This is a genomic window from Streptacidiphilus albus JL83 (assembly GCF_000744705.1).
Lineage (GTDB): Bacteria > Actinomycetota > Actinomycetes > Streptomycetales > Streptomycetaceae > Streptacidiphilus > Streptacidiphilus albus.
The window spans coordinates 3,558,191-3,584,502 of the sequence record NZ_JQML01000001.1; the positions used below are offsets into that span (position 1 = coordinate 3,558,191).

The following is a 26,312-nucleotide window of genomic DNA, read 5'->3' on the forward strand; positions in this document are numbered from 1 at the left end:
TACCCCGCCCGTCCCGGGCCCACGGCACGGCCGGTAACCCCGCCGCCGTCCGCTCGTTCCCCCAGGGGACGTACCGGCCCCGGCCGACCGCGTCCGGCCCCGTACTTCCCCTGGAGGCTCACCATGGACCGCAGCACCGGGCCCGGCCGGCTGCTCTTCCTGCTGGCGCTGGTCTGCGCGAGCGCACTGCCGACGGGCTGCGCCACCGCGGCCCGGAGCAGCCCGCCGACCGGCCCGGGGTCCCGCCCCGCCGCCCTCGCGCCCCCGGTCGCCGCGCGGACGGAGCTCCTGCCGGTGCCGACCGATCCCGTCCGCACCCTGGCGACGGCCTACGGCCCGGCCGCGCCCCCGTCCCCGCAGCGGCCCCCGGCCGTGGTCAGGTACCCGCGCCCGCTGCCGGGGAGCCCGGCCGCGCCGCGCCGCGCGCGTCGGCGTCCGACCCGGGCCCTCGGGACCGCGCCCGGGCTGGCCGCGCTGTGCGCCCTGGCCGCGCGGTACCCGGGCTGGCCCCCGGCGGCCCGGCGGGCGACCGGCTGCTGACCCGGCTCGCCGCCGCGCTGCGCCGCGCCGCCGCCGCTGCTTCCTGACCTACTTCCTGACCGCCGCCACCGACTCGGCATCCGGGCCGGCGGCGCCCGGACCGCCTCCGGCCGTGGTCCTCCGGGTCGGGTCCGGCGCCGTGCCCGCCGCCTCCGCCAGCAGCGCCCGGACGTGCCCGGCGACCAGCTCGGGGAACTCCAGCATGGCGACATGCCCTGCCTCGGGCAGGACCAGCAGCCGGGAGTCGCGGAAGGCGAGCCCGGAGCGGCGGGCCATCCGGTAGGAGACCAGCTTGTCCCGCAGCCCGTACACCAGCAGCACCGGCGCGACCACCTGCTCCGCCTGCTGCCACAGCGCCTGCGGACCGCGCTCGGTGTACGCCCGGACGATGCCCCGCGCCGTGCGCACCAGCACGTCCATGGCATAGGGCAGCGCCATCCGTCGCTGGTACTCGGCGACCATCTCGGCCCGCCGCTCGGCGTCGATCGCCCCGGGGTCGCCGTAGCAGAGGTCGAGCACCGCCTCGGTCTGCTGCTCGACCGGCTGGTTCCGGGTGAGCCGGCCGAAGAGCGCGGGCACCCCGGGCATCGCCAGCAGCGCGGTCGGCAGCGCCGAGGCCTGCGGCGGGACCTCCGGCAGCGCCGGGGAGATCAGCGTGAGCGTCCGCACCAGGTCGGGCCGGAGCGCGGCCAGCCGGGTGGCCACCGCCCCGCCCAGCGAGTTCCCGAAGAGGTGGACCGGGCCGCGCCCGGACAGTTCCAGGTGGTCGACGACGGCCCGCATGTGGGCGTTGACCGAGAGGTCGCCGTCGTCCGGCGGCGGGGACTGTCCGAACCCGGGCAGGTCCACGGCCTGGCCGTCGACGTCCCCGGCCAACCGGTCCATCAGCAGCGTCCAGTTCTGCGAGGAGCCGCCCAGTCCGTGGACGAAGACGGCCGGCGGCAGACCCGCGCGCTCGGGCTCCATCGCCGCGACGGCCAGCGGGCTCCCGGGGACCGTCAGCGGGTACGGGCTGCGCACGGGTTCGGGGTGTTCCGGCAGAACGCTCATGGTGACGATGGTAGAACGGGCCGTGCCGCGCGGCCGGGAAGGGCCGCCACAGGCCCGCCACCGTGCCCGCCCGGGCGGCGCTCCGGCACCGCTCCGGCACGGCTCCGGAGCCGGCCCAGGGAACTGACGTTCTTTGCCTGGTATGCACCATGATCAGGCGTTATGCCCTGAGATGCGTTGTGGACTTTGCACAACACTTGACCGAGACTTTCTACGAGCGACCTGGAGTCCGCAGGATTACCGACAAGTAGGATGGTCCAGGAAGCACCACCCGCCTCGGCCTCGGCCACGCGCGGAGCTGGGACCGGGGGTGTCGCGGGGCTACCCGCACGGAACCGTCACCGACCCGGCCCTTGCGTACCGGAGCCCCCCAACCGTGAGTGAGGAGCGCCGTGACGGCTGCCCAGGACACGGACGAGCGCCCGCGCACAGGCAAACCGACGACGGGCCGCCTGCCCCGCAGCGCCCGCCGCAACCAGCTGCTGGGCGCGGCCCAGGAGGTCTTCGTCGCCCAGGGGTACCACGCTGCCGCGATGGACGACATCGCCGAGCGCGCCGGCGTCAGCAAGCCCGTGCTGTACCAGCACTTCCCGGGCAAGCTGGAGCTCTACCTCGCCCTCCTGGACCGGCACTGCGAGGCCCTGGTCGAGGCCATCCGCACGGCGCTGGAAGCGACCACGGACAACAAGCTCCGGGTACTGGCGACCACCAAGGCCTACTTCGACTTCGTGGGCGCCGAGTCCGGCGCGTTCCGGCTGGTCTTCGAGTCGGACCTGACCAACGAGAGCGCGGTGCGGGAGCGCGTCGAGAAGGTCACCCGGGAGACCGCCACCCTGGTCAGCAAGGTGATCGCGGAGGACACCGACCTCCCCGAGGACGAGGCCATGCTGCTCGCCGTGGGCGTCTGCGGCCTGTGCCAGATCACCGCGCGGTTCTGGCTGTCCCAGGGCCGGAGCATCCCCAGCGACGAGGCGGTCCGGCTGGTGTCCAGCCTCTCCTGGCGCGGACTGAAGGGCTTCCCGATGCACGGCGGCGACCCGGCCGCGCACTGAGCGCCCGCTCCAACCTGCCCTGCCGGGCCCCGGCACGGCGCTCCGAAGCCGTAAGGTGGGCGCGTACGGCGCGGATCTTCCGCGCATGGATCACCAGCTACACGCCTTGAGGGGCCGGAGGGACGAAGCCGTGGAGGTCAAGATCGGCGTGCAGAACGCGGCTCGGGAGATCGTTCTCGAGAGCTCGCAGTCTGCCGAAGAGGTCGAGAGCGCGGTCGCCGCGGCGATCGACGGCAGCGCCAAGCTGCTGAAGCTCACGGACGAGCACGGCCGCAAGGTCCTGGTCCCGGCCGAGCGCCTCGCCTATGTGGAGATCGGCGAGCAGGCCGCGCGCAAGGTCGGCTTCGGCGCGATCTGAGGCGAGGTCCCGTACCCGCAGCCAACGGCCCCGCACCCCTCGAACGGGGGGTGCGGGGCCGTCGTCGTAGCGGACGCCCGCGCGAGTCGCCCGCCGGGTAAGGCCCAGGAGTGATTCCGTTCGGGAACCCGATCCGGACGGTTCGCCGCCGCATGCCCAGGCGTCCACCTGGGTAGTTCCTGAGTGTGCGGCCCGGCAGGGCCGGCACGGCGACGGAGCACGCAGGGACGAACCGGTTGCGACCGGGAGGAGGCAGGGCCCGTGGCGCTGGACTTTCTGACCTTTGCCCTGGTGGGACTGGTCGTCGGAGCAGGAGCCGTGCTGCTGCTGCCCCAGCTCTTCCGTGCCCCGCGCACCCTCACCGTACTGACCGGAGTCGCCTCGGCGCTGCTCATCGGCGGTGTGGCCCGGATCATCCTGGGAACGGACCACCTGCTGTTCACCGCGCTGGTGTCACTGCTCGGCTCCGGCCTGCTGGTCTCCGTCCTGGCCCGGCCGGACCAGCGCCCGCGGCCGCATTCGCACGGGACCCACCGCCGCCCGCACCACGCCTGAGGCGCCACTGCCCGGAGCGCCGCGCCCGGAAGCTCAGGACGCGAGGCCCAGCGCGGCCATCCGCCTGGTGTGCTGCTCGGTGATCCGGTTGAACATCTTGCCGACCTCGACCAGGTCGAAACCGCGTACCTCGACCCCGCCGATCAGCAGGTTGGACAGCGCGTCGCGCTCCGCCACGACCCGCTGGGCCTGACTCAGCGCCTCGCCCATCAGCCGCCGGCCCCAGAGCGCCAGCCGGCCGGCGATCCGCGGGTCGGCCTCGATGGCCAGCCGGACCTTCTCCACCGCGAACTCGGCGTGCCCGGTGTCGGACATCACCCGCAGCACCAGCGCCCGGGTGTCGTCGTCGAGCCGGACCGCGACCTCGCGGTAGAAGTCCGACGCGATGGCGTCGCCCACATAGGCCTTGACCAGGCTCTCCGGCCAGTCGGCGGGCGCCGTCAGCCGGTGGAACCCGTCCAGCGGCTCGGCGAAGGGCGTCATCGCGGCGGTGGCGTCCACCCCGGTCTCGACCAGCCGCTCGTGCAGCAGCCGGTAGTGCTGGAACTCGGCGGCGGCCATCCCGGCGAGCGCGGCCTTGTCGTCCAGCGTCGGCGCGAGCTTCGCGTCCTCGGCCAGCCGCTCGAAGGCGCTGAGCTCGCCGTAGGCGAGGGCGCCGAGCAGGTCGAGGACGGCGGCCCGGTACTGCGGATCGGCCGCGCAGCTCTCCCAGTCGCCGATCGAGGGGTGCGCCTCCCCGGCGTTGCGGCTGTCCTTGCGGTCCTGAGGGGTCTCCATACGCGGCACCTTAGTGCTCGGCGACGCCCCGTCCGAAGGGGGGCAAACCCGTCGTGTATCCCGCGTCACGTGTTCGATCATTCGCTTGACGGTATGGTGGTAGTGAGGACCGGCGTATGCGCCAGTGGCGCACACCCCCTTTCTCACGCAGACGGATGCCCGGTCGGTGGAACGATCGGCTCCGACCGACCCAGCCCTTCCGATCCGGGGACGGACCAAGAAGGGCCCGCAGTGGCCGAGCGAGGGCCGCCGCAGACCGCACCTACGCGGTCCCGCGCCGGGCCTCCCATCATTGGCCTCCCGCTGTGCCGCCCGACCGTGCATGTGATGTGACATGCGACCTCGGAGCCGGCGCGCGGGACGGCCCGCGAGGACGCCGGTTGCGGTCAGCGCCCCCGGGTACACGCATGTACCGGGTGCCCGGCCGCCCCACGCCCGGCCGCCCACACCGGAAGAGGCATCGCCCTGACTACGTTTCGAGACCTCGGGATTCTGTCCGAGACCGCAGAGGCCCTTGAGGCCGTTGGCATCACCAGTCCGTTCCCGATCCAGGAGATGACCCTCCCCGTGGCCCTCAGCGGCCACGACGTCATCGGCCAGGCCAAGACGGGCACCGGCAAGACCCTGGGCTTCGGCCTTCCCATCATCGACCGGGTGCGGGTGTCGGCCGACGTCGACGCCGGCCGCTGCACCGCGGCGGAGCTCACCACCGGACCGCAGGCGCTGGTCGTGGTACCGACCCGCGAGCTGTGCACCCAGGTCACCAACGACCTGCAGACGGCCGGCAAGGTCCGCAATGTCCGCGTCCTCGCCATCTACGGCGGCCGCGCGTACGAGCCGCAGGTCGAGGCGCTGCAGCAGGGCGTCGACGTGGTCGTCGGCACCCCCGGCCGACTGCTCGACCTGGCCCGGCAGCACAAGCTCGACCTCTCCTCGGTCCGCATCCTGGTGCTGGACGAGGCGGACGAGATGCTCGACCTCGGCTTCCTGCCGGACGTCGAGAAGATCATGACCATGCTGCCGACCAGGCGCCAGGCCATGCTGTTCTCGGCCACCATGCCGGGCCAGGTCATCAGCCTCGCCCGCCGCTACATGACCCAGCCGACCCACATCCGGGCCACCGCCCCGGACGACACCGGCGCGACCGTCGCCGCCGTCAAGCAGTTCGCCTTCCGGGCGCACTCGATGGACAAGGTGGAGACGGTCTCCCGGATCCTCCAGGCCGAGGGCCGCAGCCTGGCGATGATCTTCTGCCGGACCAAGCGCACCGCCGCCGACGTCTCCGACCAGCTGACCCAGCGCGGCTTCGCGGCCGGGGCGGTCCACGGCGACCTCGGCCAGGGCGCCCGCGAGCAGGCGCTGCGCGCCTTCCGCAACGGCAAGGTCGACGTCCTGGTCTGCACCGACGTCGCCGCCCGCGGCATCGACGTCGAGGGTGTGACCCACGTCATCAACTACCAGTGCCCCGAGGACGAGAAGACCTACCTGCACCGCATCGGCCGCACCGGCCGCGCGGGCGCCTCCGGCACCGCCGTCACCCTGGTCGACTGGGACGACGTCCCGCGCTGGGGCCTGATCAACAAGGCCCTGGACCTGGGCCTGGCGGACCCGGAGGAGACCTACTCCACCTCGCCGCACCTCTTCGAGCTGCTGAACATCGCTCCCGGAACCAAGGGCGTGCTGCCGCGCGCCGACCGCACCCGTGCGGGCCTGGGCGCCGAGCAGATCGAGGACCTGGGCGAGCCCGGCGGACGCGGCCGTCCGGCCGCGCGCGGCGAGAGCCGGGACGGCGGCCGGGGCGCGGGACGCGGCGAGAGCCGTCGTCCGGCCGCAGCGGTCGAGGCCCCGGCGGCCCCGGCGGAGGAGCGTCCGCGCCGCGAGCGGCAGCGCCGCCGCACCCGTGGAGCGGGCGCGGCCGAGGCGGTCGTCGAGGCGACGGTCGTCGAGACCGCGGTCGTCGAGGCCGCAGCGGCCGGGACCGGGGTCGTCGAGACCCCGGTGGTCGAGGCCCCGCCGGTCGAGTCGGCCGAGGAGGCGGCCCCGCGCCGCCGTCGCCGCAGCAGCGCCAAGCCGGTCGAGGCGGCGGAGCCGGTCGAGGCCGTGGTCGCCGAGACCCCCGTGGTCGCCGAGACCCCCGCGGTCGAGGCCGAGCCCGAGGCCGCCGCGCCGCGCCGTCGTCGTCGCAGCACCAAGGCGGCCGAGGCGGTGGACGCCGTCGAGGCTCCGGCCGCCGAGATCGCCCCGGCCGCCGCGATCGCGGAGGCGGTCGCCGAGGCGGTCGCCGAGGACGAGGCGCCCGCGCCGCGCCGTCGCCGCCGCAGCGCCGCGAAGCCGGTCGGGGCGACCGACGCCGAGGCCGTGGTCGAGGCCGCCGAGGCGGTCGTCGAGGCGGAGGCCGTCGTGGCCGAGGCCGAGACCCCCGCGCCGCGGCGTCGCCGTCGCAGCACCCGGGCGAGCGAGGCGCCGGCCGAGACCGAGACCGTGGTCGCGACTGTCGAGCCGGTGGCCGAGGTCCAGGACGAGGCTCCGGTCCAGCGCCGTCGGCGCCGGGCGGCGCGCCCCGAGGGCGCGGCCGAGGCCGTCGCCCCCGCCGCTGCACCCACCCCGGCCGAGGTCCCCGCGCCGCGCCGTCGGCGTGCGCCCGAGGCCAAGGTGCCGGCGGCTTCGTCGGCGCCGGCCGCCGAGGAGGCCGTGGCCGCCCCGCGCCGGATGCGCCGCAGCGAGCGGCTGGCCGCCGCCGCGGCCTCGACGCCGGCCTCCGAGCGGATGCCGCGCCGCTAGGCGCAGCAGGCAGTACCGCGACACCCGGTGGCGGGGTCGGGCTTCGGGCCCAGCCCCGCCACCGGCGCGTTCACCGGCAGCGCGTTCACCGGCAGCGCGGCGACCGGCCGCCGCCGTCCCGCCGTCATCCGGGTTGGCTACGCTCGCCCCCATGAGCACGCCACCCTTCCTCACCCTGCCCGCCTCGGCCCGGAGCGTCCGGCTGACCACCGGACGCGGGGAGTTCGCCGCCCTGCACGCCCGGCCGACGGGCCGAACCCTCGGCACCGCGCTGCTGGTGCCCGGGTTCACCGGGAGCAAGGAGGACTTCATCGCCCTGCTGGAGCCGCTGGCGGCGGCCGGCTTCGAGGTGGTCGCGGTGGACCAGCGCGGCCAGCACGAGACCGGCGGCCCGGACGACGAGGCGGCCTACTCCCTGGCGGAGCTCGCCCGGGACCTGTCGGCGGTCACCGAGGCGGTCACCGCAGCGGCGGGCGCCGAGGGCCCGGTGCACCTGCTCGGCCACTCCTTCGGCGGCTATGTCGTCCGTGAGGCCCTGCTGCACGCCGCCGCCGGCGACGAACCGCTGCCCTGGCGCTCGCTGACGCTGATGGGCACCGGTCCGGGCCCGGTCGGCACGGACGAGGCCGAGCGCGCCGAGCTGCTGGTCTCGGTGCTGCCGCCGGTGATGGAGCTGGAGGCGATCTGGCAGGTGATGCAGGAGATGGACGCCGCCGCCGGGAGCGCACCGGTGCGGGACCCGGAGGTGGCGGACTTCCTGCACCGGCGCTGGCTGGCCAATGTCCCGGCGGCGCTGCGGGTGACCGGTCGGCAACTGGTGGTCGAGCCCGACCGGGTGGCCGAGCTGGCCGCCGTGAAGCTGCCCAAGCTGGTGCTCTCCGGCGAGCGCGACTACGCCTGGCCGGTGCCGGAACAGGCCGGGATGGCCGAGCGGCTGGAGGCCCGCCAGGTGACGGTGGCCGGTGCCGGACACTCCCCCAATGCCGAGCGGCCCGAGGAGACGGCGGCGGAACTGGTCCGCTTCTGGGGTTCCTGCTGAGATTCCGGCCGGGGCTGTCAGCGGCTCGGTGACAAACGCTCAGACTCCGCCTGGAACCCGTCAGTTTCACGGAACCGAGGCGACAATAATCGTTAGCTTCGGTAATGTTCTCGGCGTCGGTATCCCTCTGCCCGGCACTCTCGTTCATCAGCGTGCACACCGTGCGCTCCCCTCGACCTTCAGGGCGCCCCGATACCCAGGTTTAACCATCGGGCAATGCCGACGAAGCGGCGCCACCGCAGAGTGGGCTGAGGAGTGGAGGAGCCCGCACGGGTGTGACGCCCTGCACCGCCCACTCCTCGCAAGAGGTCAGGAAGGGAGAGGCCCATGCGTTTCGAGGTCATGCGCCTGGACGCCGACGGCAACACCACGGACCCGCTCATCGCCGACGCCGAGACCGTGCGAGCCATGGTCGAGGACGCGGCGCTCACCGGCGAACGTCTCTACATCCGTCCCTACGAGGCGTCCTGACGCCCGTCCGGGACCCATGAACACCACCGGGCGGCGGTGGGGAGGAGCAGCATCCTCCCCGCCGCCGCCCACTGCCGTTCCGGGCCGCCCCGGCTCCCCTCCGCGTCCGCCCCGGTCTCCTCCGGACGGGTGATCGTCCTTGACGAGGGGGTTGAGAGGGAGGAGCGTAGACCTCTATGAGGGGCGAGCCCAGTTGCCCGAGGTGCGGGGGCCGTGTCCGCGCCCCGGGGCTGTTCACCGACACGTGGCAGTGCGACGTGCACGGCACGGTCCATCCGCTGCAACCCGTCGTCCCGCCCAGCGTGCAGGCGCTCGGCGTCGCGGTGGCGCGGGCCGAGGTCCCGGTCTGGATGCCCTGGCCGCTCCCGGTCGGCTGGCTGTTCACCGGCATCGCCCACGCGGGGGACGACGTCTCCGGCGCCCGGGCGACCGCGCTCGCCTGCTCCGGCCCGGGACCGCTCGGCGGTCCGGGTGAACTGATCCTGGTCGCCGAGGAGTTGGGAGTCGGTCTGGGGGCCCGCTTCGCCGGCCTCAGCGGCTCCGACCCGGGCGACTCGATCGACGTCGACCGGCCCCCGCACGCCAAGGTCCACGCCAGCGGGCGCCCCACCGCGCTCTGGCACGTCTCGGACGTCCCGGACGACCGGGCGGTCTTCGTGGGCGAGGCGCGCGGGCTGTGGCTGTGGGCCATCCTCTGGCCGGAGAGCTCCGGACTGCTGCTCTACGACGAGCTGGTCCTCACCGACCTGCGGGACGCCGGGGCCGAGCTGGACCTGATCCCCTGCGGCGCGCTCTCCCCCCGGCTGATCGGCTGACCTGCTGGTCCGCGGACCCCTCGGCCGCTCTCCCGGGCCCGGTACTACGCTGCGGGGAGCAACCCCTCGGCCCCAGGAGTCCCGCCCGTGCGCATCGACCTGCACACCCACAGTTCCGCCTCGGACGGCACCGACAGCCCGGCCGAACTGGTCCGCAACGCCGTGGCGGCCGGACTGGACGTGGTCGCGCTGACCGACCACGACGGCGTCGGCGGCCATCCGGAGGCGCTGGCCGAGCTGGCCTCCCCGGAGCTCCGCGGCAGCGGGCTGACCCTGGTCACCGGGGCCGAGCTGTCCTGCGTCGTCGGGGACGTCTCGATGCACCTGCTGGCCTATCTGTTCGACCCGGCCGAGCCGGAGTTCGCCCGGGAGCGGGAGCTGGTGCGCACCGACCGGTTCCGCCGGGCCGAGGCCATGGTCGGGCGCTGCCGGGAGCTGGGCGCGCCGATCACCTGGGAGCAGGTGCAGCGGATCGCCGGCAGCGGCGTCGTCGGCCGGCCGCATGTCGCCAGCGCGCTGGTGGAGGCCGGCATCGTGCCCGACGTCGACGCCGCGTTCACCGCGGACTGGCTGGCCAACGGCGGGCGGGCGGACGTGCGGAAGCACGAGTTCGACCCGTTCGAGGCGGTCCGGTTGGTGCGGGCGGCCGGCGGCGTCCCGGTCTTCGCCCACCCCGCCGCGGTGAAGCGCGGCCGCACGGTCTCCGAGCAGGTGATCGCGGACCTGACGGCGGCGGGGCTGGGCGGCATCGAGGTCGACCACACCGACCACGACCCGGAGACCCGGGTCCGGCTCCGGGGACTGGCCGCCGACCTGGGGATCCTGACCACCGGTTCCAGCGACTACCACGGCAGCCGGAAGAGCGTCCGGCTCGGCGCGAACACCACCGCGCCGGAGGTCTACGAGGCGCTGGTGGCCCAGGCGACCGGGGCGGAACCGCAGCGCGCCGGGTGATCGACGGGTGATCGTCCCGGCCCGTCCTTCACCCCGTCACCACAGATCTCCCCTTTAAACCTTACTTACTGATAATCTCTGCCGACTTCGGCGGGGGAACTCCGCCGCTGAGCAGGTATCAGTTCACAGATGGGGTGGGGCACATGGCCATTCGTCGGGCCAAGCAGAAGCAGCAGGTCATTGAGAAGCTCTCGCAGATCGCTCCCCCCGGGGAGACCTTCCTGACGACCGTGCACGTGGAGACCGGCCCCAGCCCCTGGCTGAACGCCCTCTTCGACGAGATCCCCGTGGTCGGCTTCGTGGTCGCGCTCACCCGGAAGCTCTACTTCCTGACCCTCACCAACAGCTCGATAGTGGTGAACAGCGCCAGCCGCTTCACCAACCGCCCCGGCGACGTCGTGGCGGTCTTCCCGCGCGACCAGTTCCCGGTCAGCAACGTCAACCGGGCCAAGGTCTGGAGCAAGCTCTACGTCCAGTTCCCCGGCAACCCCAAGCCGACCCGGCTGAACGTGCACTTCTACTGGCACGGCGAGTTCGACCAGCTGATCGCCGCCACCCAGCAGAACCAGCCCGCCATGAGCCAGAACCAGTTCTGACCGCAGGTCCGACCTGCGCGAACCGGACGCCGTCTAGTCCAGCGGGACGCCGCGGCGCTCCGGATCGCGCAGGTCGGTTCCGTGCCGGAGCCAGCGCTCCTGGAGCTCCGCCGCGCCGTGCACCCGCTTGTGGGCGGCCTCGTTCGGGGTCATCGGCAGCAGCGGCAGGAAGCGCACCGGCTCGGCCGGCTCCGGGAGTTCCAGGTCGGGCACCAGCCCGCCCGGCTCGGCCACCAGGAAGCCGGTGAACGGCGCGCCGGTCCAGAGCGGCCCACCCAGGTCCAGCGAGGCGCCGGGCGCCACCACCAGGCCCTCGACCTGCGGCGAAGCGCCGAGGGTGGCCAGCGGGCGGAGGACCTCGTCCCGGCCGCCGCGCACCGTCAGCACCAGCTCGGCGCGCGGCCCGCGCAGCGGGTCGGCGACGACGACGGTGGGATCGGCCATCGGGGCGGCGGACATGCCGAGGGTGGCGTAGCGGACCAGCCCGTCGGCGGTCGGGAAGCGCAGCACCTCGATCCGGTCGGCGCCGAGGAAGGTCACGGCGGCGCGGCTGTCCGGCTCACCGAAGGTGCTGATCAGCCGGGCTTCGACGGCGGCGAGGACTTCATCCTGGGGCATGGTCCACCACCCTACCGACGGGTCGGCGGGGATGCCGGGGCAGGCGGACGTCGGGGCAGGCGGGACGTCGGCTCAGGCGGCCCGGCGATTGCCGCGGACCACGACCACCAGTCCGGCCAGGATGATCCCGACCGCCGGGTAGACCGCGACCGGCGGCAGCTGCCCCAGCCAGACGGCGGCGATCAGCGCCGCCCCCGGGGTCTCCAGCAGGATCGCGGTGGAGACCAGCGAGGGGCCGAGGCTGCGGACCACCCGGTTGCTGAGCGAGTGCCCGAGGAACTGGGCGCAACCGGTGAGCAGTGCGATCTGCAGCCAGGCGGTGGTGCTCCAGCCGGTCATCGTGACCCCGCTGACCAGGCAGGTGACCAGCAGCAGGACGGCCGTGGTGCTGTAGCAGACGAAGGTGTAGGCGGTGGTGCTGACGGTCCGTCGGACCTCGCTGCCGAGCAGGAAGTAGCCGGAGGCGGCGACGCCCGCGCCGAGCGCCAGCCCGTCCCCGGCCAGGGCCCGGGCCGAGAGCTCGAAGTCCACCCCGGTGAGCACCAGCACCCCGACGAAGGCCAGCCCGGTGCCGATCCACACGGCCCTGGGCGCGTGGTGGCCGCGCAGCCGCAGGATCAGCGTGGTCCACAGCGGGGTGGTGGTGCAGAGCGCGGTGGAGGAGGCGATCGAGGTCATCCGCAGGCTGGGCAGCCACATCGCGAAGTGGACGGCGAGGAACGCGCCCGCCGTCAGCGCCAGCAGCAGGGTGCGCCGCCCGGCCGGGGCGAACAGCGCCCGCAGCTCGGCCCGCTGCCGCAGCAGCGCGACCGGGGCGAGCAGGCCGGTGGCCAGGCAGTTCCGCCAGAAGGCGATGGCCAGCACCGGCGCCGCGGTGGCGGAGATCAGCGGCGCGGAGAAGGCCACGCCGGAGACGGAGAGCGCGAGCAGCAGGAAGTCGATCCTGGGCACAGCGGCGAGATCGGGGTGGGCGGACCTCCGCACCGGCGCGGCATCGGCCGTCGCGGCCGGGCTCAGGGACGACTGCATGGTGCTCCTCGGCGGGTGTCGGACCCCGTCGTAAGGGGTGTTTTGATGGTATGAGACTGACGCCGATCGGCGGAGCGGGGGACCGAGGGGCGGACCGCGTACGCTTCGGCCCATGACTGAGGTGAGCGTGGAACTGCTGGACCGGGCCCTGGTGGAGGAGTCGGCGAAGAAGTCCGGGCTGCTGTGGGTCAGCGCCGGGGACGGCTCGGACCGGCCGGTCTGGCACGTCTGGCACGAGGGCGCGGTCGTGGTGGTCGGCGGGGGCGCGGAGCAGCCGCTGCACGGCTGGGCGACGGGTGACGCGGTGACCGTGACCGCGCGCAGCAAGGACTCCTGGGGCCGGCTGGTGGCCTGGCCGGCCCGGGTCGAGGAACTGCCGGCCGAAAGCCCGGAGTGGGCCGCGGCGGTGGAGGAGCTCAAGGCCAAGCGGCTGAACTCGCCCGACTTCGCGACGGTGGTGGAGCGCTGGGCGCGCGAGTCGCGGGTGCTCCGCTTCGTCCCGGCCGGTCCGAGCACCGAGCACCCCGGGGCGGAGCCGACGGACTCGCACGCGGCCGCCCCGGTGCCGACCCCGGTGACCACCCGGCAGCCCGCCCCGGCGGCCCTCCCCCGGCTGCTGTTCGGCCGCCGCCGCGCCCGGCGCGGCTGACCCCGGCCCGGCGTCCCGGGACCGGGCGCCGGTCCGGAAGCGGACACCGGTCGGGGTCCTGGCCCGGACCCGCCTCCGCCGGTGCGACAGCCCCCGCCACGGGGCCAGTAGCCTGTGCGTACCCTGGCGCGACACCGAGCCGACCGCACCTCTCCCTCCTGGAAGGTCACATGACCGGAGCTTCCTCCCGCGTGTTCATCTCCCACCTGGCCGGGGTCGGGGTGTTCGACCCCAACGGCGACCTGGTCGGCCGGGTTCGGGACCTGGTGGTGAACCTGCGACTGGGCGCCCGTCCGCCGCGGGTGCTCGGCTTCGTCGTCGAAGTGGTGAGCAAGCGCCGGGTCTTCGTGCCGATGAACCGGGTGACCAGCCTGGAGTCCGGGCAGGTGATCACCACCGGCCTGATCAACATGCGCCGCTTCGAGCAGCGCTCCAGCGAGACGCTGGTGCTGGCCGAGCTGCTGGACCGGCGGGTGGAGCTGCTGACCGACGTTCCGGACGGGGGTGCGCCGGAGAGCGTCACCGTCCGCGACGTCGCCATGGCGCAGACCCGCACCCGTGACTGGGAGATCGACAAGGTCTTCGTGGAGAAGGGGAAGCCGGGCCGGCTGCGCCGCAAGGGCGAGGCGCTGACCGTGGACTGGTCCGCCGTCACCGGCTTCGCCCTGTCCGAGCAGGGCCAGGGCGCGGCCAACCTGCTGGCGACCTTCGAGCAGCTCCGCCCGGCCGACCTGGCGAACGTGCTGCACCACCTCTCGCCCAAACGCCGCGCCGAGGTAGCCGCCGCGCTGGACGACGAGCGGCTGGCCGACGTGATGGAGGAGCTGCCCGAGGACGACCAGGTGGCGATCCTGGGCGCACTGAACCGGGAGCGCGCCGCCGACGTGCTGGAGGCGATGGACCCGGACGACGCCGCCGACCTGCTGTCCGAACTCCCCGAGAGCGAGGCCGAAGGACTGCTCCAGCTGATGGAGCCGGAGGAGGCCGCACCGGTCCGCCGGCTGCTGAGCTACGAGGAGCACACGGCCGGCGGCCTGATGACCACCGAGCCGGTGGTGCTGGAGCCGGACGCCACGGTGGCCGAGGCGCTCGCCCGGATACGGAACATCGACCTGAAGCCGGCCCAGGCCGCCCAGGTGTACGTCTGCCGCCAGCCCAGCGAGACCCCCACCGGCAAGTACCTGGGGCTGGTGCACTTCCAGCGGCTGCTGCGGGAGCCCCCGTACACGCTGCTGGGCTCGATCGTCGACCGCGACCTGGACGCGCTGTCGCCGAGCACCGAACTGCCCCGGATCACCAGCTACCTGGCCACCTACAACATGGTGGCCGCGCCGGTGGTGGACGAGAACGACCACTTGCTCGGCGCGGTGACCGTGGACGACGTGCTCGACCACATCCTGCCCGAGGACTGGCGCGAGTCGGCCCTGCACGGCGGCGACGACCACCCCGGCCACGACCACCCCGACGAGCCCGACGAGCCCGAGGAGCAGCCTGCCGATGGCCGGTGACCAGCACGAGCGGCAGCGCGAACGGATGCGCGAACGGACCCGGGAACGGGCACAGGAACGGCCCCGGGAACGGACGCGGGAACGGACGCACGACCGGCACGAGCGCGAGGACCTCCGCCGCGGCCGGCTGGACCAGCCGCAGCGCCGCCGCCCCCTGATGACCCTGCCCAACCCCGACTCGGACGCCTTCGGCCGGATGTCCGAGCGGATCGCCCGGTTCCTGGGCACCGGGCGCTTCCTGGTCTGGATGACCGTCCTGATCCTGATCTGGGTGGTCTGGAACATCGCGGCGCCGGCCTCCTGGCGCTTCGACGAGTACCCGTTCATCTTCCTGACCCTGGTGCTCTCGCTCCAGGCCTCCTACGCCGCGCCGCTGATCCTGCTGGCGCAGAACCGGCAGGACGACCGCGACAAGGTCAACATGGAGCAGGACCGCGCCCGGGGCGAGCGGAACATCGCCGACACCGAGTACCTCACCCGGGAGGTCGCCGCGCTGCGGCAGGGCCTGGGCGAGGTGGCCACCCGCGACTTCGTCCGCTCGGAACTGCAGGCGCTGCTCAAGGAGCTGGACAGCCGTGGCGTGGAGCTGCTGGAGGAGGAGCGGGTGGGCTGAGCCGGGGCCGCCGTTGTGAGCGGCCCCACGCCCGCACCGGTCCGGCCGGGAGCGCCCTGCGCCGTACCATCAGTGCATGGCTTCTGACACGCAGACGACGGCACTGGAGGAGTCCGTACGCACGGCCCTCGGGACCGTGCAGGACCCGGAGATCCACCGGCCCATCACCGACCTGGGCATGGTCAAATCCGTCGAGATCGACGAGCGGGGCGCGGCCAAGGTGGCGGTCTGGCTGACCGTCTCCGGCTGTCCGATGCGGGAGACCATCACCAGCCGGGTGACCGACGCGGTCGCCGCCGTGCCCGGGATCACCTCGGTCGCGGTCGAGCTGGACGTGATGAGCACCGAGCAGCGCCAGGAACTGGCGACCATGCTGCGCGGCGGCAAGGCCGAGAAGGAGATCCCCTTCGCCCAGCCGGGATCGCTGACCCGGGTCTACGCCGTGGCCTCGGGCAAGGGCGGCGTCGGCAAGTCCTCGGTGACGGTGAACCTGGCCGCCGCGCTGGCCGCCGACGGGCTGAAGGTCGCGGTGGTGGACGCCGACATCTACGGCCACAGCGTGCCCCGGATGCTGGGCGTCGAGGGCCGGCCCACCCAGGTCGAGAACATGATCATGCCGCCCTCGGCGCACGGCGTGAAGGTCATCTCCATCGGCATGTTCACCCCGGGCAACGCCCCGGTGGTGTGGCGCGGCCCGATGCTGCACCGGGCGCTGCAGCAGTTCCTCGGCGACGTCTACTGGGGCGACCTGGACGTGCTGCTGCTGGACCTGCCGCCGGGGACCGGCGACATCGCCATCTCGGTGGCGCAGCTCGTCCCCAACGCCGAGATCCTGATCGTCACCACCCCGCAGCAGGCGGCGGCCGAGGTGGCCGAGCGCGCCGGGACCATCGCGCTGCAGACCCACCAGACCATCGTCGGGGTCATCGAGAACATGTCCGGCATGCCCTGCCCGCACTGCGGCGAGATGGTCGACGTTTTCGGCACCGGCGGCGGGCAGACCGTGTCCGAGGCGCTGACCAAGGCGACCGGCGCGCGGGTGCCGGTGCTCGGCAGCATCCCGATCGACGTCCGGCTGCGCCAGGGCGGGGACGAGGGCAAGCCGGTCGTGCTGACCGACCCGGACTCCGCGGCCGGGGCCGCGCTGCGCGGGATCGCGGCCAAGCTGAGCAGCCGTCAGCGCGGGCTCTCCGGGCTGTCCCTCGGCATCACGCCGCGCAACAAGTTCTGAGCGGACGAGGGGCGGGGCGGGGACGCGGCCGGAGGCAGGCCCCGTCCCACGTCCCGCCCCTCGGCGCTACCGCTCGGTGTAGGCGGTGAGGTCGGTGACGGTGGTGAAGCCCAGCGCGTAGGCGCTGACCCCGCGCCCGTAGGCGCCCAGCAGCACGCCCGGCGCCTCGCCGGCCAGCACCCAGCCGTACTCGGACTCGCGGTAGCGGAACGGCTGCGGGGTGCCGTTGACCGGCAGCGTCAGCGAGGTCCAGCCGGAGCCGCTGAGGTCGTCGGCGAGCTCCCAGGCCAGGTTGGACTGCTGGTCCATCCAGGTCTGCCGCAGCTCCCGGCCCAGCGGCGCCTGCGAGGTCGCCGCCAGCAGCCCGGAGCCGGCCAGCCAGGCGGCCGAGGAGACCGAGGTGGCCTCCAGCATCCCGGTGCCGTCACCCATCCGCCGGGAGGGGCGCCGCGCCACGGTGACCACCACGGCGAAGCGCCGGCCGTCGGCCGGGTCCTCGGCGCTCCCGACGCTGCTGCCGCGCGGCACGTAGCCCCGGGCCGGGCTGTCGCCGTGCCCGATCGAGCCGTAGTCCACCAGCCCGTCCGGAGCGGTGGTGACCGTGGTCAGCCAGCGCGGTCCGGTCCAGGCGTCGTCCAGGCTGTACCAGGGGAAGTCCGCCCGCAGGTAGCCCTCGACCGGCGCCGGCAGCGGCGCCCTGACCGAGGTCGTGCGGCTCGTCGTGTCCATCCCGGCCCTCCGATTTCTGGCGCAAGGTCATGCGCTCAGCACGATACCCAGCTTCGCTGCGCGGTGTCTCCGCAGCGGACGCCGGGCGGGCGGGGCCGATCAGGTGGCGTCGAGGTCGTACGGAGCGGTCTCCCCGGCCGTCAGCGGGGCCGAGGCGGCGGCGGGCTTCTCCATCTCGACCTTGCCCAGCGGGTCCCGCTGGGCGGCCCGGACGGCGGCGCTGGCGTCGGCCGCGTCCTTGGAGAAGCCGTTCTTCAGGTCCGTGAGCTCCTTCAGGCCGAAGTCGTCGCCGTGGGTGGCGAGCTGCTTGCGGACGAAGGTCTTCGGGTTCAGGTCCTCGAACTCGAAGTCCTTGAACTCGGGTCCGAGCTCCTTGCGGATGTCCTGCTTGGCGGTCTCGGAGAACTCCCGGATCTTCCGGATGAACGCCATTGCCTCGGAGATCAGCTTGGGGAGCTTGTCCGGGCCGAAGATGACCACGGCAAGGACCACCAGCGCCACCAGCTTGAGTGGACCTATGTCGAACAACACCGTGATGCTCCCCTGAGAGATGAGGACGGCCGACCGAGAGGGCATCGGACGGTCTATTCGACCAGAGTAATCGCCCTGGGTGTCCGCAGGACCATGTGGTGTCAACGAGATCCACGCGACTTGGGAACGGTTCACCCCGCGTTCACCCGATCGGAGGCTGGTCCGCCCCGCCGCCGGGGCGGACCCCGTCAGTGGCCGATCAGGCCCTCGGGCAGCGAGAGCGGCGCGGTGGCGCCCAGCGGCGTGCTGCTCGGCGAGGCGGTGGGCCCGGCTGCGGACTGCGGCGCGCTGTACAGCCCGGAGCCGCCCGCCATGTTCGCGGCGCTCATCGGGATGCTGTTGGCCGACCGGCCGGTGAGCCGACCGGTCTGGTCGGGCCGGAGGCCGGCGCCGCCCACCCCGCCGGGGTCGGCGACCGGGGTGACGCTGCCGTAGGGCTCCTCCACCGTGGTGCCGGCGGCGGTCACTCCGGTGACGGCGCTGCCGAGGGCGACCGCGGCGACCGAGAAGGCGCCGGCTGCGGCGAAGGCGAAGCGGCGGCCGCGGGCCAGCGAGGCGGGCGCGGGGGCGCGCACCGGCTGCGGGGCGGCCTCCGGCCCCGGCCGTTCGGCGGAGCGGTCGTTGCGGCGGGCGCCCTCGTCCATCCGGGCGGCGATGGGGCGCTGCTGGCCCCGGAACGGCAGGCCGCCGGAGCGCTCGGCGCGCGGGTCCACGCCCGGCAGCGGGTTGTCGGCGCCCAGCGCGCCCCGGCCGAAGAGGCTCGACCCGAAGCCCGAGGAGCCGCCGAAGTGGCCGCCCCCGAGCGAGGGGCCGCCGAAGACGCCGCGCCCGCCCTGCGGACCCGACCGGGGCCCGGGCCGGGGCCCTCCCGGTCGCCGTCGAGGGAGATCGCCATCAGCCGGGACATCAGCACGGTGCTGGGGTCCGGCGCGGCGGCGGCGGAGAGCCGGGCCTTCAGCCCGCGCTCCTCCTCCGCCCGGGCCAGGCAGGCGGCGCAGCCTGCCAGGTGCGACTGGACGCGCTCACGGGCGTCGTGGTCGAGCTCGCCGTCCACGAAGGCGGCCAGCCGGTCGCCGAGGTGCTGTTCGGAGGTGACGGCGGCCTGCCCGGGTCGGTTGACCCGGAGCTCGACGACGACCTCGGGCCGACGGACGCGGCGCTCGGGCTCCGTCACGAGGACCGCCTCCGTTCGGCGGCGTCGTCGACCGGACCGGCCGCGGCTCCGGCGGTCGGCGGTCCGGCGTGGCCGGACGCCGCGGCGGCGCCGGAGACGCCCTCCAGCGAGGCTCCACGGCGCTCGCGGCCCTCCTGCGCGCCGGGCGCACGGTGCTGCAGCGAGGCGCGCAGATGGGCCCGGCCGCGGTGGATCCGGGAGCGCACCGTCCCGAGCTTCACGCCCAGGGTCGCGGCGATCTCCTCGTAGGACAGGCCCTCGATGTCGCAGAGCACCACGGCGGCGCGGAACTCGGGCGCGAGGGTGTCCAGCGCCTGCTGGACGTCGGCGTCGAAGTGGGTGTCGTAGAAGTGCTGGGCCGGCGAGGGCTCGCGGCTCGGCAGTCGCTCGGCGGCGTCCTCGGCGAGGGCGTCGAAGCGGATCCGCTGCTTGCGGCGGACCATGTCCAGGAAGAGGTTGGTGGTGATCCGGTGCAGCCAGCCCTCGAAGGTGCCGGGGGTGTAGGTCGACAGCGACCGGAAGACCCGGACGAAGACCTCCTGGGTGAGGTCCTCGGCGTCGTGCTGATTCCCCGTCAGGCGGTAGGCGAGCCGGTACACCCGCGCGCTGTGCGCCTGGACGATCTCCTCCCAGCTGGGGGGAGTCCACGCCGGAACGGCGCCGTCCTCGTCGAACGAGGCGGTCTGCGCGTTCATCGGATCTTCGGTCTGCGGATGCTCGGGCTGCGGCTCACTCATCACGGGCTTCGGTGTCAGGTCCGGCGCTGGACCGCGAAAGTGCCGCGAACGGGCGCCCCCCTCGACCACACCTCCTCGATCGACTCTTCTGCCAAGCAGAGCCACCACCATAGCCGCCTCGCCCGTTAGTACCGGATAAAAGCCAATCACCTGAACTGTCCGCCTGCGGTTCTCATGTCCCGCAGAACGCGGAGGGCCCCGGCGGACGCCTACCGCGTGCCGCCGTTTGCCGTATCCACCCGTCCCAACGCCTCGCGCCCACCTCGGGTTCCGCCGGTACCGACTAACCTGTGGCCTGAAATTGTCGACTCGCGGCACACGCTACGGACAAAGGGGCAGCCATCACCGGCTACGGGCAGTCGGACGCGGGCCTCGCCGACGCCTATGCCGCCGAGGACGACGTGTTGGAGCACGCCCGCGCCCAGTCCGAACTGGCGACCGTCCGGCCGGTCTCCCCCGGCAGCGGCGCGGCCCTCCAGCTGCTCGCGGCCGCACTGGACGCCAAGGCCGTGGTGGAGATCGGGACCGGGGCGGGCGTGTCGGGGATCTGCCTGCTGCGCGGCATGCGCGCGGACGGCGTGCTCACCACCGTGGACGTCCAGCCCGGGCTCCAGCGGCTGGCCCGGGAGGCCTTCGCCGCCGCCGGCTTCCAGCCCGGCCGCTCCCGCTGCATCCCGGGCGCGGCCCTGGAGGTCCTGCCCCGGCTCGCCGACGGCCAGTACGACCTGGTCTTCTGCGACGGCGACCCGGCCGAGTCCCCGGCCTATCTCGCTGAATCGTTGCGCCTGCTGCGACCTGGGGGAATGGTCTGCTTCGAGGGCGCCCTGAGCGCGCTGGACGCGGCCGCGCACGAGGCGCTGACGCTGGCCGCGCGGACCCTGGTCTCCACCGTCCGGGAGCACCCCGGACTGCTCAGCGTGCTGCTCCCGATCGGCGACGGACTGCTCTGCGCGGTCCGCCGCTGAGGCAGTACAGCCGCTGCGGCAGTACAAACGGCTGCGGCCCTGGACCCGCGCCCCGAAGCGGGACACGAAGCCAGAGCCACAGCCGTTTACATCCGTCCTACGGTCGACCCGAGGAGTCGTTCAGCCGAAGACCTTCTTGAGGGCATCGCCGAGCGCATCGGCCTCGTCCGGGGTCAGTTCGACCACCAGACGTCCGCCACCTTCGAGCGGTACTCGCATGACGATGCCCCGCCCCTCCTTGGTCACCTCGAGCGGGCCGTCGCCCGTCCGCGGCTTCATGGCCGCCATGCTCGTTCCCCTTCCTGCGAACCTGCTCACCGACGCACCCACGGCCCGTCCACCGCAGGTATCGAACGCATTGATCGGACCCCAGTATCCCGCATCGGAGCACCCGATGACCAACATCACTGCTCGCTCCCGCCCCGGAACCCGTCAGCCGCCCCTCGCGGACCCTCTTCCGACCGCTCCTCAGTTCCCTTTGCCGCCGCCCGCAGTCCGGCCACCGCCACCCCGACCGGCCTCCGGCCGACCGGCGCGGCGCGACCCACAGAAGAGTGACCTACGTCACATGATGCCGGACGCCGACGGTCCGTCATGCTGGGATGGGACTACTGATCAGTAATGAGGGAGAGCGGCATGGCCGACAGCATTGTGTACGAATTGACGGATGGGCTCGCCGTCGTCACCATCAACCGGCCGGAGGCGATGAACGCCCTGGACACGGCGACCAAGGTCGCGCTCCGGGACGCCATGGCCGAGGCCAAGGAGGACCCGGCGGTGCGGGCGGTGCTGCTCACCGGGGCGGGCGAGCGGGCCTTCTGCGTCGGCCAGGACCTCAAGGAGCACCTGGGCAAGCTGGTGGAGGCCAGGGCCGGCGGCGGCGGCGCCCTGTCCACCGTCAAGGAGCACTACAACCCGCTGGTCACCGCGATCGCGACGATGCCCAAGCCGGTGGTCGCGGCGGTCAACGGGGTCGCCGCCGGCGCCGGTGCGAGCCTCGCCTGGGCCTGCGACTTCCGGATCCTGGCCGACCACGGCGGCTTCAACACCTCCTTCGCCGGAGTGGCGCTGACCGCCGACTCGGGCGCCTCCTGGACCCTGCCCCGGCTGGTCGGCCAGGCCAGGGCGGCCGAGCTGCTGATGTTCCCGCAGACCGTCAAGGCCGCCGAGGCGCTGGCCCTGGGCCTGGCGCACCGGGTCGTCCCCGGCGCCGAGCTGGCACGGACCGCGCTGGAGTTCGCCCGCACCCTGGCCGAGGGCCCGACCGTGGCCTACGGCGCGATCAAGGAGTCGCTGGCCTACGGCGCCTCGCACTCGCTGGTGGAGACCCTCGCCAAGGAGGACGAGCTGCAGACCCGCGCGGGCGCGGCGGCGGACCACTGGATCGCCGTCCAGGCCTTCCTGGCCAAGGAGAAGCCCCGCTACACCGGCGCCTGAGCCGCCCGTCCGGGGCCCCGGCTCAGGGGCGCACCTGGCAGTCGGCCAGGTGGTCGTCGACCAGGCCGCAGGCCTGCATCAGGGCGTAGGCCGTGGTCGGGCCGACGAAGCGGAAGCCGCGGCGCTTCAGCTCCTTGGCGAGCGCCGTGGACTCCGGGGTGACCGCCGGCACCTCGGCCAGCGTGGACGGCCTGGCCGAGGCCCGGCGCGACGGGTCGGCTGTCGGGGCGAAGGACCAGATCAGCGGGTCCAGACCGCCCTCGGGGCCGTCGCGCAGGTCCAGCACCGCCCGGGAGTTGGCGACGGTGGCGAGGACCTTGGCCCGGTTGCGGATGATCCCGGCGTCGCCGAGCAGCCGCTCGACGTCGCTGTCGTCGAAGCGGGCGACCGCCTCCGGGTCGAAGCCGGCGAAGGCCCGGCGGAAGCCCTCGCGGCGGCGCAGGATCGTGATCCAGGACAGCCCGGACTGGAACGCCTCCAGGCACAGCCGCTCGTAGAGCGCCTGCTCGCCGTGGACCGCCCGGCCCCACTCCCGGTCGTGGTACTCGGTGTAGTCCTCGGCCGAGAGCGCCCAGGGGCAGCGCAGCAGGCCGTCGGGACCGGCCAGGGCGTCGCTCACGCGGGGTCGGTCCCCGGCTCCGGCGCGTCCTCCGGCCGGTCGGCGGCGGCCGGCCGACCCGGGGAGACCCGGGTCGCGCCCACGGTCGGCTGGGCGCCGTCCAGCGCGGCGGCGAGGGCGGCCTCCAGCTCGGCGATCCGCAGGTCGCGGTGCGAGAGCTCGGCGCCGACCCGGTCCAGCACGTCGTCCACCTCGTCCATCCGGTAGCCGCGCAGGGCCATCGGGAAGCGCAGTTCGTCGACGTCGGCGCGGTTCAGCGCCCGGTCGTCGGGGAGGTGCGGCGCCAGCCGGTCGCGCTCGGCGTCCGGCAGCGAGCCGCCTCCGCCCAGCGCGACCAGGGCCGCCGCACCCACCACGAGCACGATGACGACGAGGATCAACCAGAACACAGGCCCACCACTCCCAGCTCCCGGTGGGGGATCATGAGTACGCCCCACAGCAGTGACCACCATCATGGCCTACGTACCTTGGAGGACGCATGGCTCTCGTGCTCGGACCCCGGACTTTCGGTGACGACGAGCCGGTCATCATGGCCATCGTCAACCGCACCCCCGACTCCTTCTTCGACCGGGGGGCGACCTTCACCGACGACGCCGCCTTCGCCGCCGCCGACCGCGCGGTCGCCGAGGGCGCGGCGATCCTGGACATCGGCGGGGTGAAGGCCGGTCCCGGCGAGGAGGTGACCACCGAGGAGGAACTGCGCCGCACCGTGCCCTTCGTGGCCGAGCTGCGCAAGCGCCACCCGTCCACCGTGATCAGCGTGGACACCTGGCGGCACGAGGTCGGCGAGGCCGTCTGCGAGGTCGGCGCGGACCTGCTGAACGACGCCTGGGGCGGGGTGGACCCGCTGCTGGCGGAGGTCGCCGGGCGCTACCGGGCGGGGATCGTCTGCACCCACGCCGGCGGCGCCGAGCCGCGCACCCGGCCGCACCGGGTGGCCTACGAGGACGTCATGGCGGACATCCTGGAGCGGACCGTGGCCCTGGCCGAGCGCGCGGTGGCGCTGGGCGTGCCCAGGGAGTCGGTGCTGATCGACCCGGGGCACGACTTCGGCAAGAACACCCGGCACTCGCTGGAGGCCACCCGGCGGCTGCCGGAGATGACCGCGACCGGCTGGCCGGTGCTGGTCTCGCTGTCGAACAAGGACTTCGTCGGCGAGACCCTGGACCGGCCGGTGGGCGAGCGGCTGCTCGGCACGCTGGCGACCACCGCCGTCTCGGCGTGGCTGGGCGCGCAGGTCTACCGCGTGCACCAGGTCGCCGAGACGAAGCAGGTGCTGGACATGGTCGCCTCGATCCGGGGCACCCGCCCGCCGGCGGTCGCCCGCCGCGGGCTGGCCTGAGGCCGCCGGCCCCGGGGCCTGCTCCGGGCCTGCTCCGGGCCTATTCCGGGCCTATTCCGGGGAGTGGGCCGGCTGCGGGGAGCCGATCCGGCGGACGGCGTCGGAGAGGATCGCCATCGCCTCGTCGACCGAGTCGGTCAGCTGGAACAGCTCCAGGTCCGAGGCGGAGGCCTTGCCCTGGGCGACCAGGGTGTCCCTGATCCAGTCGACCAGGCCCGACCAGTAGTCCACTCCGAAGAGGATCACCGGGAACCGGGTGACCTTGTGGGTCTGCACCAGGGTCAGCGCCTCGAACAGCTCGTCCAGGGTGCCGAAACCACCGGGGAGCACGATGAAGCCGCGGCTGTACTTCACGAACATCGTCTTGCGGACGAAGAAGTAACGGAAGTTCAGCCCCAGGTCCACGTACTGGTTGAGGCCCTGTTCGAAGGGGAGCTCGATGCCCAGGCCGACCGAGGTGCCACCGGCCTCGTGGGCCCCGAGGTTGGCCGACTCCATCGCCCCCGGGCCGCCGCCGGTGATCACCGCGTAGCCGGCGTCCACCAGGGCCCGGCCGATGGCGACGCCGGCCGCGTACTCCGGCGAGCCGACCGCGGTCCGGGCGGAGCCGAACACGCTGACGGCGGGGCCGAGTTCGGCCAGGGCGCCGAATCCCTCGACGAACTCGGACTGGATCCGCATCACCCGCCAGGGGTCGGTGTGGAGCCAGTCCGAGTTCTGCGCCGAGTCCAGCAGCCGCTGGTCGGTCGTGCCCGTGTCCACCTGGGCTCCGCGCATCAGCACCGGGCCCCTCCGCTTCTCCGCAACCTTCTTCACGGCCGCTCGGATCTGCCCGGGGCCGCGGCCGTTCGCCTTGTCGTCTGTCATACCTAAGGAGGGTACGACGCCGGAGGACGGGCTGGTGGGAGGTTTGTCACCGGTTCACACGCGCAGCCAGTCGGCGATGCGCCGCTCGCATTCGCCGATCGCCGCCAGCGAGCAGTGCTCCTCCCGGGTGTGGGCCAGATTGGGGTCGCCGGGGCCGTAGTTGACGGCCGGGACGCCCAGCGCCGAGAAGCGGGCCACGTCGGTCCAGCCGAACTTGGCCTGCGGGGTGGTCCCGGTGGCCGCGATGAAGGCCGCCGCGGCCGGGTGGGACAGGCCGGGCAGCGCACCGGCGGCGAAGTCGGTGACCTCCACCTGGTAGCCCTCGAAGACCTCGCGGACGTGCGCCTCGGCGGAGGCCCGGTCCCGGTCGGGCGCGAAGCGGAAGTTGACGATCACGCTGCACACGTCGGGAATGACGTTGAGGGCCACGCCGCCCTCGATCCGGACCGCGTTCAGCCCCTCGTGGTACTGCAGCCCGTCGATGTCCACCAGCCGTGCCTGGTAGGCCGCCAGCCGCTCCAGCACCGGCGCGGCCTCGTGGATCGCGTTGACGCCGAGCCAGCTGCGGGCCGAGTGCGCCCGGTGCCCGGCGGTGGTCACCCGCGCCCGCATGGTGCCCTGGCAGCCGCCCTCGACCTGGGCGCTGCTGGGCTCCATCAGCACCGCGAAGTCGGCCTGCAGCCAGTCCGGGTGGTCCCGCACGAGTCGGCTGAGGCCGTTGCGGGCCTCCTCGACCTCCTCGCACTCGTAGAAGACCAGGGTCAGGTCGCGGTTGGGCTCGGTGACCGTCGCCGCGATCCGCAGCTGGACGGCGACCCCGGCCTTCATGTCGGAGGTGCCGCAGCCGTGCAGCAGGTCGCCCTCGACCCGGGAGGGCAGGTTGTCGGCGATCGGCACGGTGTCGAGGTGCCCGGCCAGCACGATCCGCTCGGCGCGGCCCAGATTGGTCCTGGCGACGACGGTGTTGCCGTCCCGGTCGACGGTCAGGTGCGGCAGCTTCCGCAGGGCGGCCTCGACCGCGTCGGCGATCGCGCGCTCGTCCCCGCTGACGGAGGGGATGTCGACGAGCCGGGCGGTCAGCTCCCCGCCCGACAGGGACAGGTCCAGCTCGGCGACGGACTCGTTGGCGGACGCGAGGGCTTCTGGAGCAAGGCTGGGTGTCATGGGTCGTCAGCCTACGGGGCGGCGGCGAGCCCGGGTCGCCGACTTGGTCGGCGGCCCAGAACCGGATGCCCCACTCGCCCGTCCAAGTGGATAGGGTGCACCGAAATCGAA

General features: G+C 73.7%; 30 protein-coding genes and 1 pseudogene. 17 read left to right on the forward strand and 14 right to left on the reverse strand.

What is annotated here, in order from left to right; all coding sequences use genetic code 11:
* Window positions 1–123 precede the first annotated feature (123 nt).
* Window positions 124–540 carry a hypothetical protein gene (locus BS75_RS15285; RefSeq protein WP_034088624.1) on the forward strand — a complete coding sequence of 139 codons (417 nt, stop codon included), beginning with the start codon at window positions 124–126 and terminating at the stop codon, window positions 538–540.
* Window positions 541–588: 48 nt separating this feature from the next.
* Here BS75_RS15285 and BS75_RS15290 read toward each other — a convergent pair whose 3' ends face one another.
* Complete coding sequence (locus BS75_RS15290) at window positions 589–1,590, reverse strand: alpha/beta fold hydrolase (protein WP_042441104.1); 1,002 nt, start codon at window positions 1,588–1,590, stop codon at window positions 589–591.
* A 392-nt stretch (window positions 1,591–1,982) separates the two neighbouring features.
* Here BS75_RS15290 and BS75_RS15295 point away from each other — a divergent pair, with 392 nt between their 5' ends.
* The 3 genes from BS75_RS15295 to BS75_RS15305 all read left to right on the forward strand — a co-directional run bounded on the left by BS75_RS15295 (window position 1,983) and on the right by BS75_RS15305 (window position 3,555).
* Window positions 1,983–2,642 carry a TetR/AcrR family transcriptional regulator gene (locus BS75_RS15295; protein ID WP_034088625.1) on the forward strand — a complete coding sequence of 220 codons (660 nt, stop codon included), beginning with the start codon at window positions 1,983–1,985 and terminating at the stop codon, window positions 2,640–2,642.
* 130 nt (window positions 2,643–2,772) lie between these two features.
* On the forward strand, window positions 2,773–3,000 hold the full coding sequence (locus tag BS75_RS15300; RefSeq protein WP_034088626.1) for a DUF3107 domain-containing protein: 228 nt from the start codon (window positions 2,773–2,775) through the stop codon (window positions 2,998–3,000).
* Window positions 3,001–3,261: 261 nt separating this feature from the next.
* Window positions 3,262–3,555: a hypothetical protein gene (locus BS75_RS15305; RefSeq protein WP_034088627.1), complete on the forward strand. Its 294-nt coding sequence runs from the start codon at window positions 3,262–3,264 to the stop codon at window positions 3,553–3,555.
* 33 nt (window positions 3,556–3,588) lie between these two features.
* On the opposite strand, the gene BS75_RS15310 is transcribed toward BS75_RS15305, so the two are convergent.
* Window positions 3,589–4,332: a ferritin-like fold-containing protein gene (locus tag BS75_RS15310; protein WP_034088628.1), complete on the reverse strand. Its 744-nt coding sequence runs from the start codon at window positions 4,330–4,332 to the stop codon at window positions 3,589–3,591.
* A gap of 555 nt (window positions 4,333–4,887) precedes the next feature.
* Between BS75_RS15310 and BS75_RS15315 the strand changes: the two genes are divergently transcribed.
* From BS75_RS15315 to BS75_RS15335, 6 genes are all read left to right on the forward strand, one after another.
* Window positions 4,888–7,113, forward strand: coding sequence for a DEAD/DEAH box helicase (locus BS75_RS15315; RefSeq protein ID WP_034088629.1), 2,226 nt, complete (start codon window positions 4,888–4,890; stop codon window positions 7,111–7,113).
* Window positions 7,114–7,264: 151 nt separating this feature from the next.
* Window positions 7,265–8,152: an alpha/beta fold hydrolase gene (locus BS75_RS15320; protein WP_034088630.1), complete on the forward strand. Its 888-nt coding sequence runs from the start codon at window positions 7,265–7,267 to the stop codon at window positions 8,150–8,152.
* 327 nt (window positions 8,153–8,479) lie between these two features.
* Window positions 8,480–8,623 carry a hypothetical protein gene (locus tag BS75_RS49310; protein WP_169790788.1) on the forward strand — a complete coding sequence of 48 codons (144 nt, stop codon included), beginning with the start codon at window positions 8,480–8,482 and terminating at the stop codon, window positions 8,621–8,623.
* A gap of 176 nt (window positions 8,624–8,799) precedes the next feature.
* The gene (locus BS75_RS15325; RefSeq protein WP_034088631.1) at window positions 8,800–9,438 is read left to right on the forward strand and encodes a DUF6758 family protein; all 639 of its coding nucleotides are present in this window, start codon (window positions 8,800–8,802) and stop codon (window positions 9,436–9,438) included.
* A gap of 87 nt (window positions 9,439–9,525) precedes the next feature.
* Window positions 9,526–10,392, forward strand: a complete 867-nt coding sequence (locus BS75_RS15330) for a PHP domain-containing protein (protein ID WP_034088632.1) — start codon at window positions 9,526–9,528, stop codon at window positions 10,390–10,392.
* Between the two features lie 143 nt (window positions 10,393–10,535).
* Window positions 10,536–10,988, forward strand: coding sequence for a hypothetical protein (locus BS75_RS15335; RefSeq protein ID WP_034088633.1), 453 nt, complete (start codon window positions 10,536–10,538; stop codon window positions 10,986–10,988).
* Between the two features lie 33 nt (window positions 10,989–11,021).
* On the opposite strand, the gene BS75_RS15340 is transcribed toward BS75_RS15335, so the two are convergent.
* Window positions 11,022–11,606 carry a suppressor of fused domain protein gene (locus BS75_RS15340; protein ID WP_034088634.1) on the reverse strand — a complete coding sequence of 195 codons (585 nt, stop codon included), beginning with the start codon at window positions 11,604–11,606 and terminating at the stop codon, window positions 11,022–11,024.
* A 72-nt stretch (window positions 11,607–11,678) separates the two neighbouring features.
* Window positions 11,679–12,635, reverse strand: coding sequence for a DMT family transporter (locus tag BS75_RS15345; RefSeq protein WP_052069431.1), 957 nt, complete (start codon window positions 12,633–12,635; stop codon window positions 11,679–11,681).
* 112 nt (window positions 12,636–12,747) lie between these two features.
* Between BS75_RS15345 and BS75_RS15350 the strand changes: the two genes are divergently transcribed.
* From BS75_RS15350 to BS75_RS15365, 4 genes are all read left to right on the forward strand, one after another.
* Window positions 12,748–13,284, forward strand: coding sequence for a hypothetical protein (locus BS75_RS15350; protein WP_034088635.1), 537 nt, complete (start codon window positions 12,748–12,750; stop codon window positions 13,282–13,284).
* A gap of 170 nt (window positions 13,285–13,454) precedes the next feature.
* Entirely contained in the window at window positions 13,455–14,792 is a 1,338-nt protein-coding gene (locus BS75_RS15355) for a magnesium transporter MgtE N-terminal domain-containing protein (protein WP_042438401.1), read from the forward strand.
* A 25-nt stretch (window positions 14,793–14,817) separates the two neighbouring features.
* Complete coding sequence (locus BS75_RS15360; protein ID WP_034093102.1) at window positions 14,818–15,405, forward strand: DUF1003 domain-containing protein; 588 nt, start codon at window positions 14,818–14,820, stop codon at window positions 15,403–15,405.
* 76 nt (window positions 15,406–15,481) lie between these two features.
* On the forward strand, window positions 15,482–16,636 hold the full coding sequence (locus BS75_RS15365; RefSeq protein WP_034088636.1) for an Mrp/NBP35 family ATP-binding protein: 1,155 nt from the start codon (window positions 15,482–15,484) through the stop codon (window positions 16,634–16,636).
* A 66-nt stretch (window positions 16,637–16,702) separates the two neighbouring features.
* Here the strand turns inward: BS75_RS15365 and BS75_RS15370 are convergent, their stop codons facing one another.
* The 5 genes and pseudogenes from BS75_RS15370 to sigE form a co-directional block, all read right to left on the reverse strand.
* The gene (locus tag BS75_RS15370; RefSeq protein WP_034088637.1) at window positions 16,703–17,365 is read right to left on the reverse strand and encodes a hypothetical protein; all 663 of its coding nucleotides are present in this window, start codon (window positions 17,363–17,365) and stop codon (window positions 16,703–16,705) included.
* A gap of 99 nt (window positions 17,366–17,464) precedes the next feature.
* Window positions 17,465–17,896, reverse strand: a complete 432-nt coding sequence (locus tag BS75_RS15375) for a sec-independent translocase (RefSeq protein WP_034088638.1) — start codon at window positions 17,894–17,896, stop codon at window positions 17,465–17,467.
* A 188-nt stretch (window positions 17,897–18,084) separates the two neighbouring features.
* A complete protein-coding gene (locus BS75_RS50290; protein WP_034088639.1) occupies window positions 18,085–18,609 on the reverse strand; it encodes a hypothetical protein in 525 nt (174 codons plus the stop codon).
* Between the two features lie 284 nt (window positions 18,610–18,893).
* A pseudogene (locus tag BS75_RS51470) lies at window positions 18,894–19,070 on the reverse strand (zf-HC2 domain-containing protein); the annotation flags it as partial.
* Window positions 19,067–19,807 (reverse strand): RNA polymerase sigma factor SigE, encoded by a 741-nt coding sequence (sigE, locus tag BS75_RS15390; RefSeq protein ID WP_408022538.1) that lies wholly within the window; start codon window positions 19,805–19,807, stop codon window positions 19,067–19,069. The pseudogene BS75_RS51470 and the gene sigE, both read right to left, overlap by 4 nt.
* Window positions 19,808–20,148: 341 nt before the next feature.
* Here sigE and BS75_RS15395 point away from each other — a divergent pair, with 341 nt between their 5' ends.
* The gene (locus BS75_RS15395; protein ID WP_034088640.1) at window positions 20,149–20,772 is read left to right on the forward strand and encodes an O-methyltransferase; all 624 of its coding nucleotides are present in this window, start codon (window positions 20,149–20,151) and stop codon (window positions 20,770–20,772) included.
* A 120-nt stretch (window positions 20,773–20,892) separates the two neighbouring features.
* Here the strand turns inward: BS75_RS15395 and BS75_RS46445 are convergent, their stop codons facing one another.
* Complete coding sequence (locus BS75_RS46445) at window positions 20,893–21,060, reverse strand: DUF3117 domain-containing protein (RefSeq protein WP_152645929.1); 168 nt, start codon at window positions 21,058–21,060, stop codon at window positions 20,893–20,895.
* Between the two features lie 348 nt (window positions 21,061–21,408).
* Here BS75_RS46445 and BS75_RS15400 point away from each other — a divergent pair, with 348 nt between their 5' ends.
* A complete protein-coding gene (locus BS75_RS15400) occupies window positions 21,409–22,209 on the forward strand; it encodes an enoyl-CoA hydratase-related protein (protein ID WP_034088641.1) in 801 nt (266 codons plus the stop codon).
* A gap of 22 nt (window positions 22,210–22,231) precedes the next feature.
* Here BS75_RS15400 and BS75_RS15405 read toward each other — a convergent pair whose 3' ends face one another.
* Both BS75_RS15405 and BS75_RS15410 read right to left on the reverse strand, forming a co-directional pair.
* The gene (locus BS75_RS15405) at window positions 22,232–22,828 is read right to left on the reverse strand and encodes a DNA-3-methyladenine glycosylase I (protein WP_034088642.1); all 597 of its coding nucleotides are present in this window, start codon (window positions 22,826–22,828) and stop codon (window positions 22,232–22,234) included.
* On the reverse strand, window positions 22,825–23,217 hold the full coding sequence (locus BS75_RS15410) for a DivIVA domain-containing protein (protein WP_063771506.1): 393 nt from the start codon (window positions 23,215–23,217) through the stop codon (window positions 22,825–22,827). The genes BS75_RS15405 and BS75_RS15410 overlap by 4 nt, the downstream gene beginning before the upstream one ends.
* A gap of 89 nt (window positions 23,218–23,306) precedes the next feature.
* On the opposite strand from BS75_RS15410, the gene folP reads away from it, so the two are divergent.
* Complete coding sequence (gene folP, locus BS75_RS15415) at window positions 23,307–24,170, forward strand: dihydropteroate synthase (protein WP_034088643.1); 864 nt, start codon at window positions 23,307–23,309, stop codon at window positions 24,168–24,170.
* A gap of 51 nt (window positions 24,171–24,221) precedes the next feature.
* Here the strand turns inward: folP and BS75_RS15420 are convergent, their stop codons facing one another.
* A complete protein-coding gene (locus BS75_RS15420; protein WP_042438460.1) occupies window positions 24,222–24,947 on the reverse strand; it encodes an LOG family protein in 726 nt (241 codons plus the stop codon).
* Window positions 24,948–25,091: 144 nt separating this feature from the next.
* Window positions 25,092–26,201, reverse strand: a complete 1,110-nt coding sequence (gene dapE / locus BS75_RS15425) for a succinyl-diaminopimelate desuccinylase (protein WP_042438409.1) — start codon at window positions 26,199–26,201, stop codon at window positions 25,092–25,094.
* Between the last annotated feature and the right edge of the window lie 111 nt (window positions 26,202–26,312).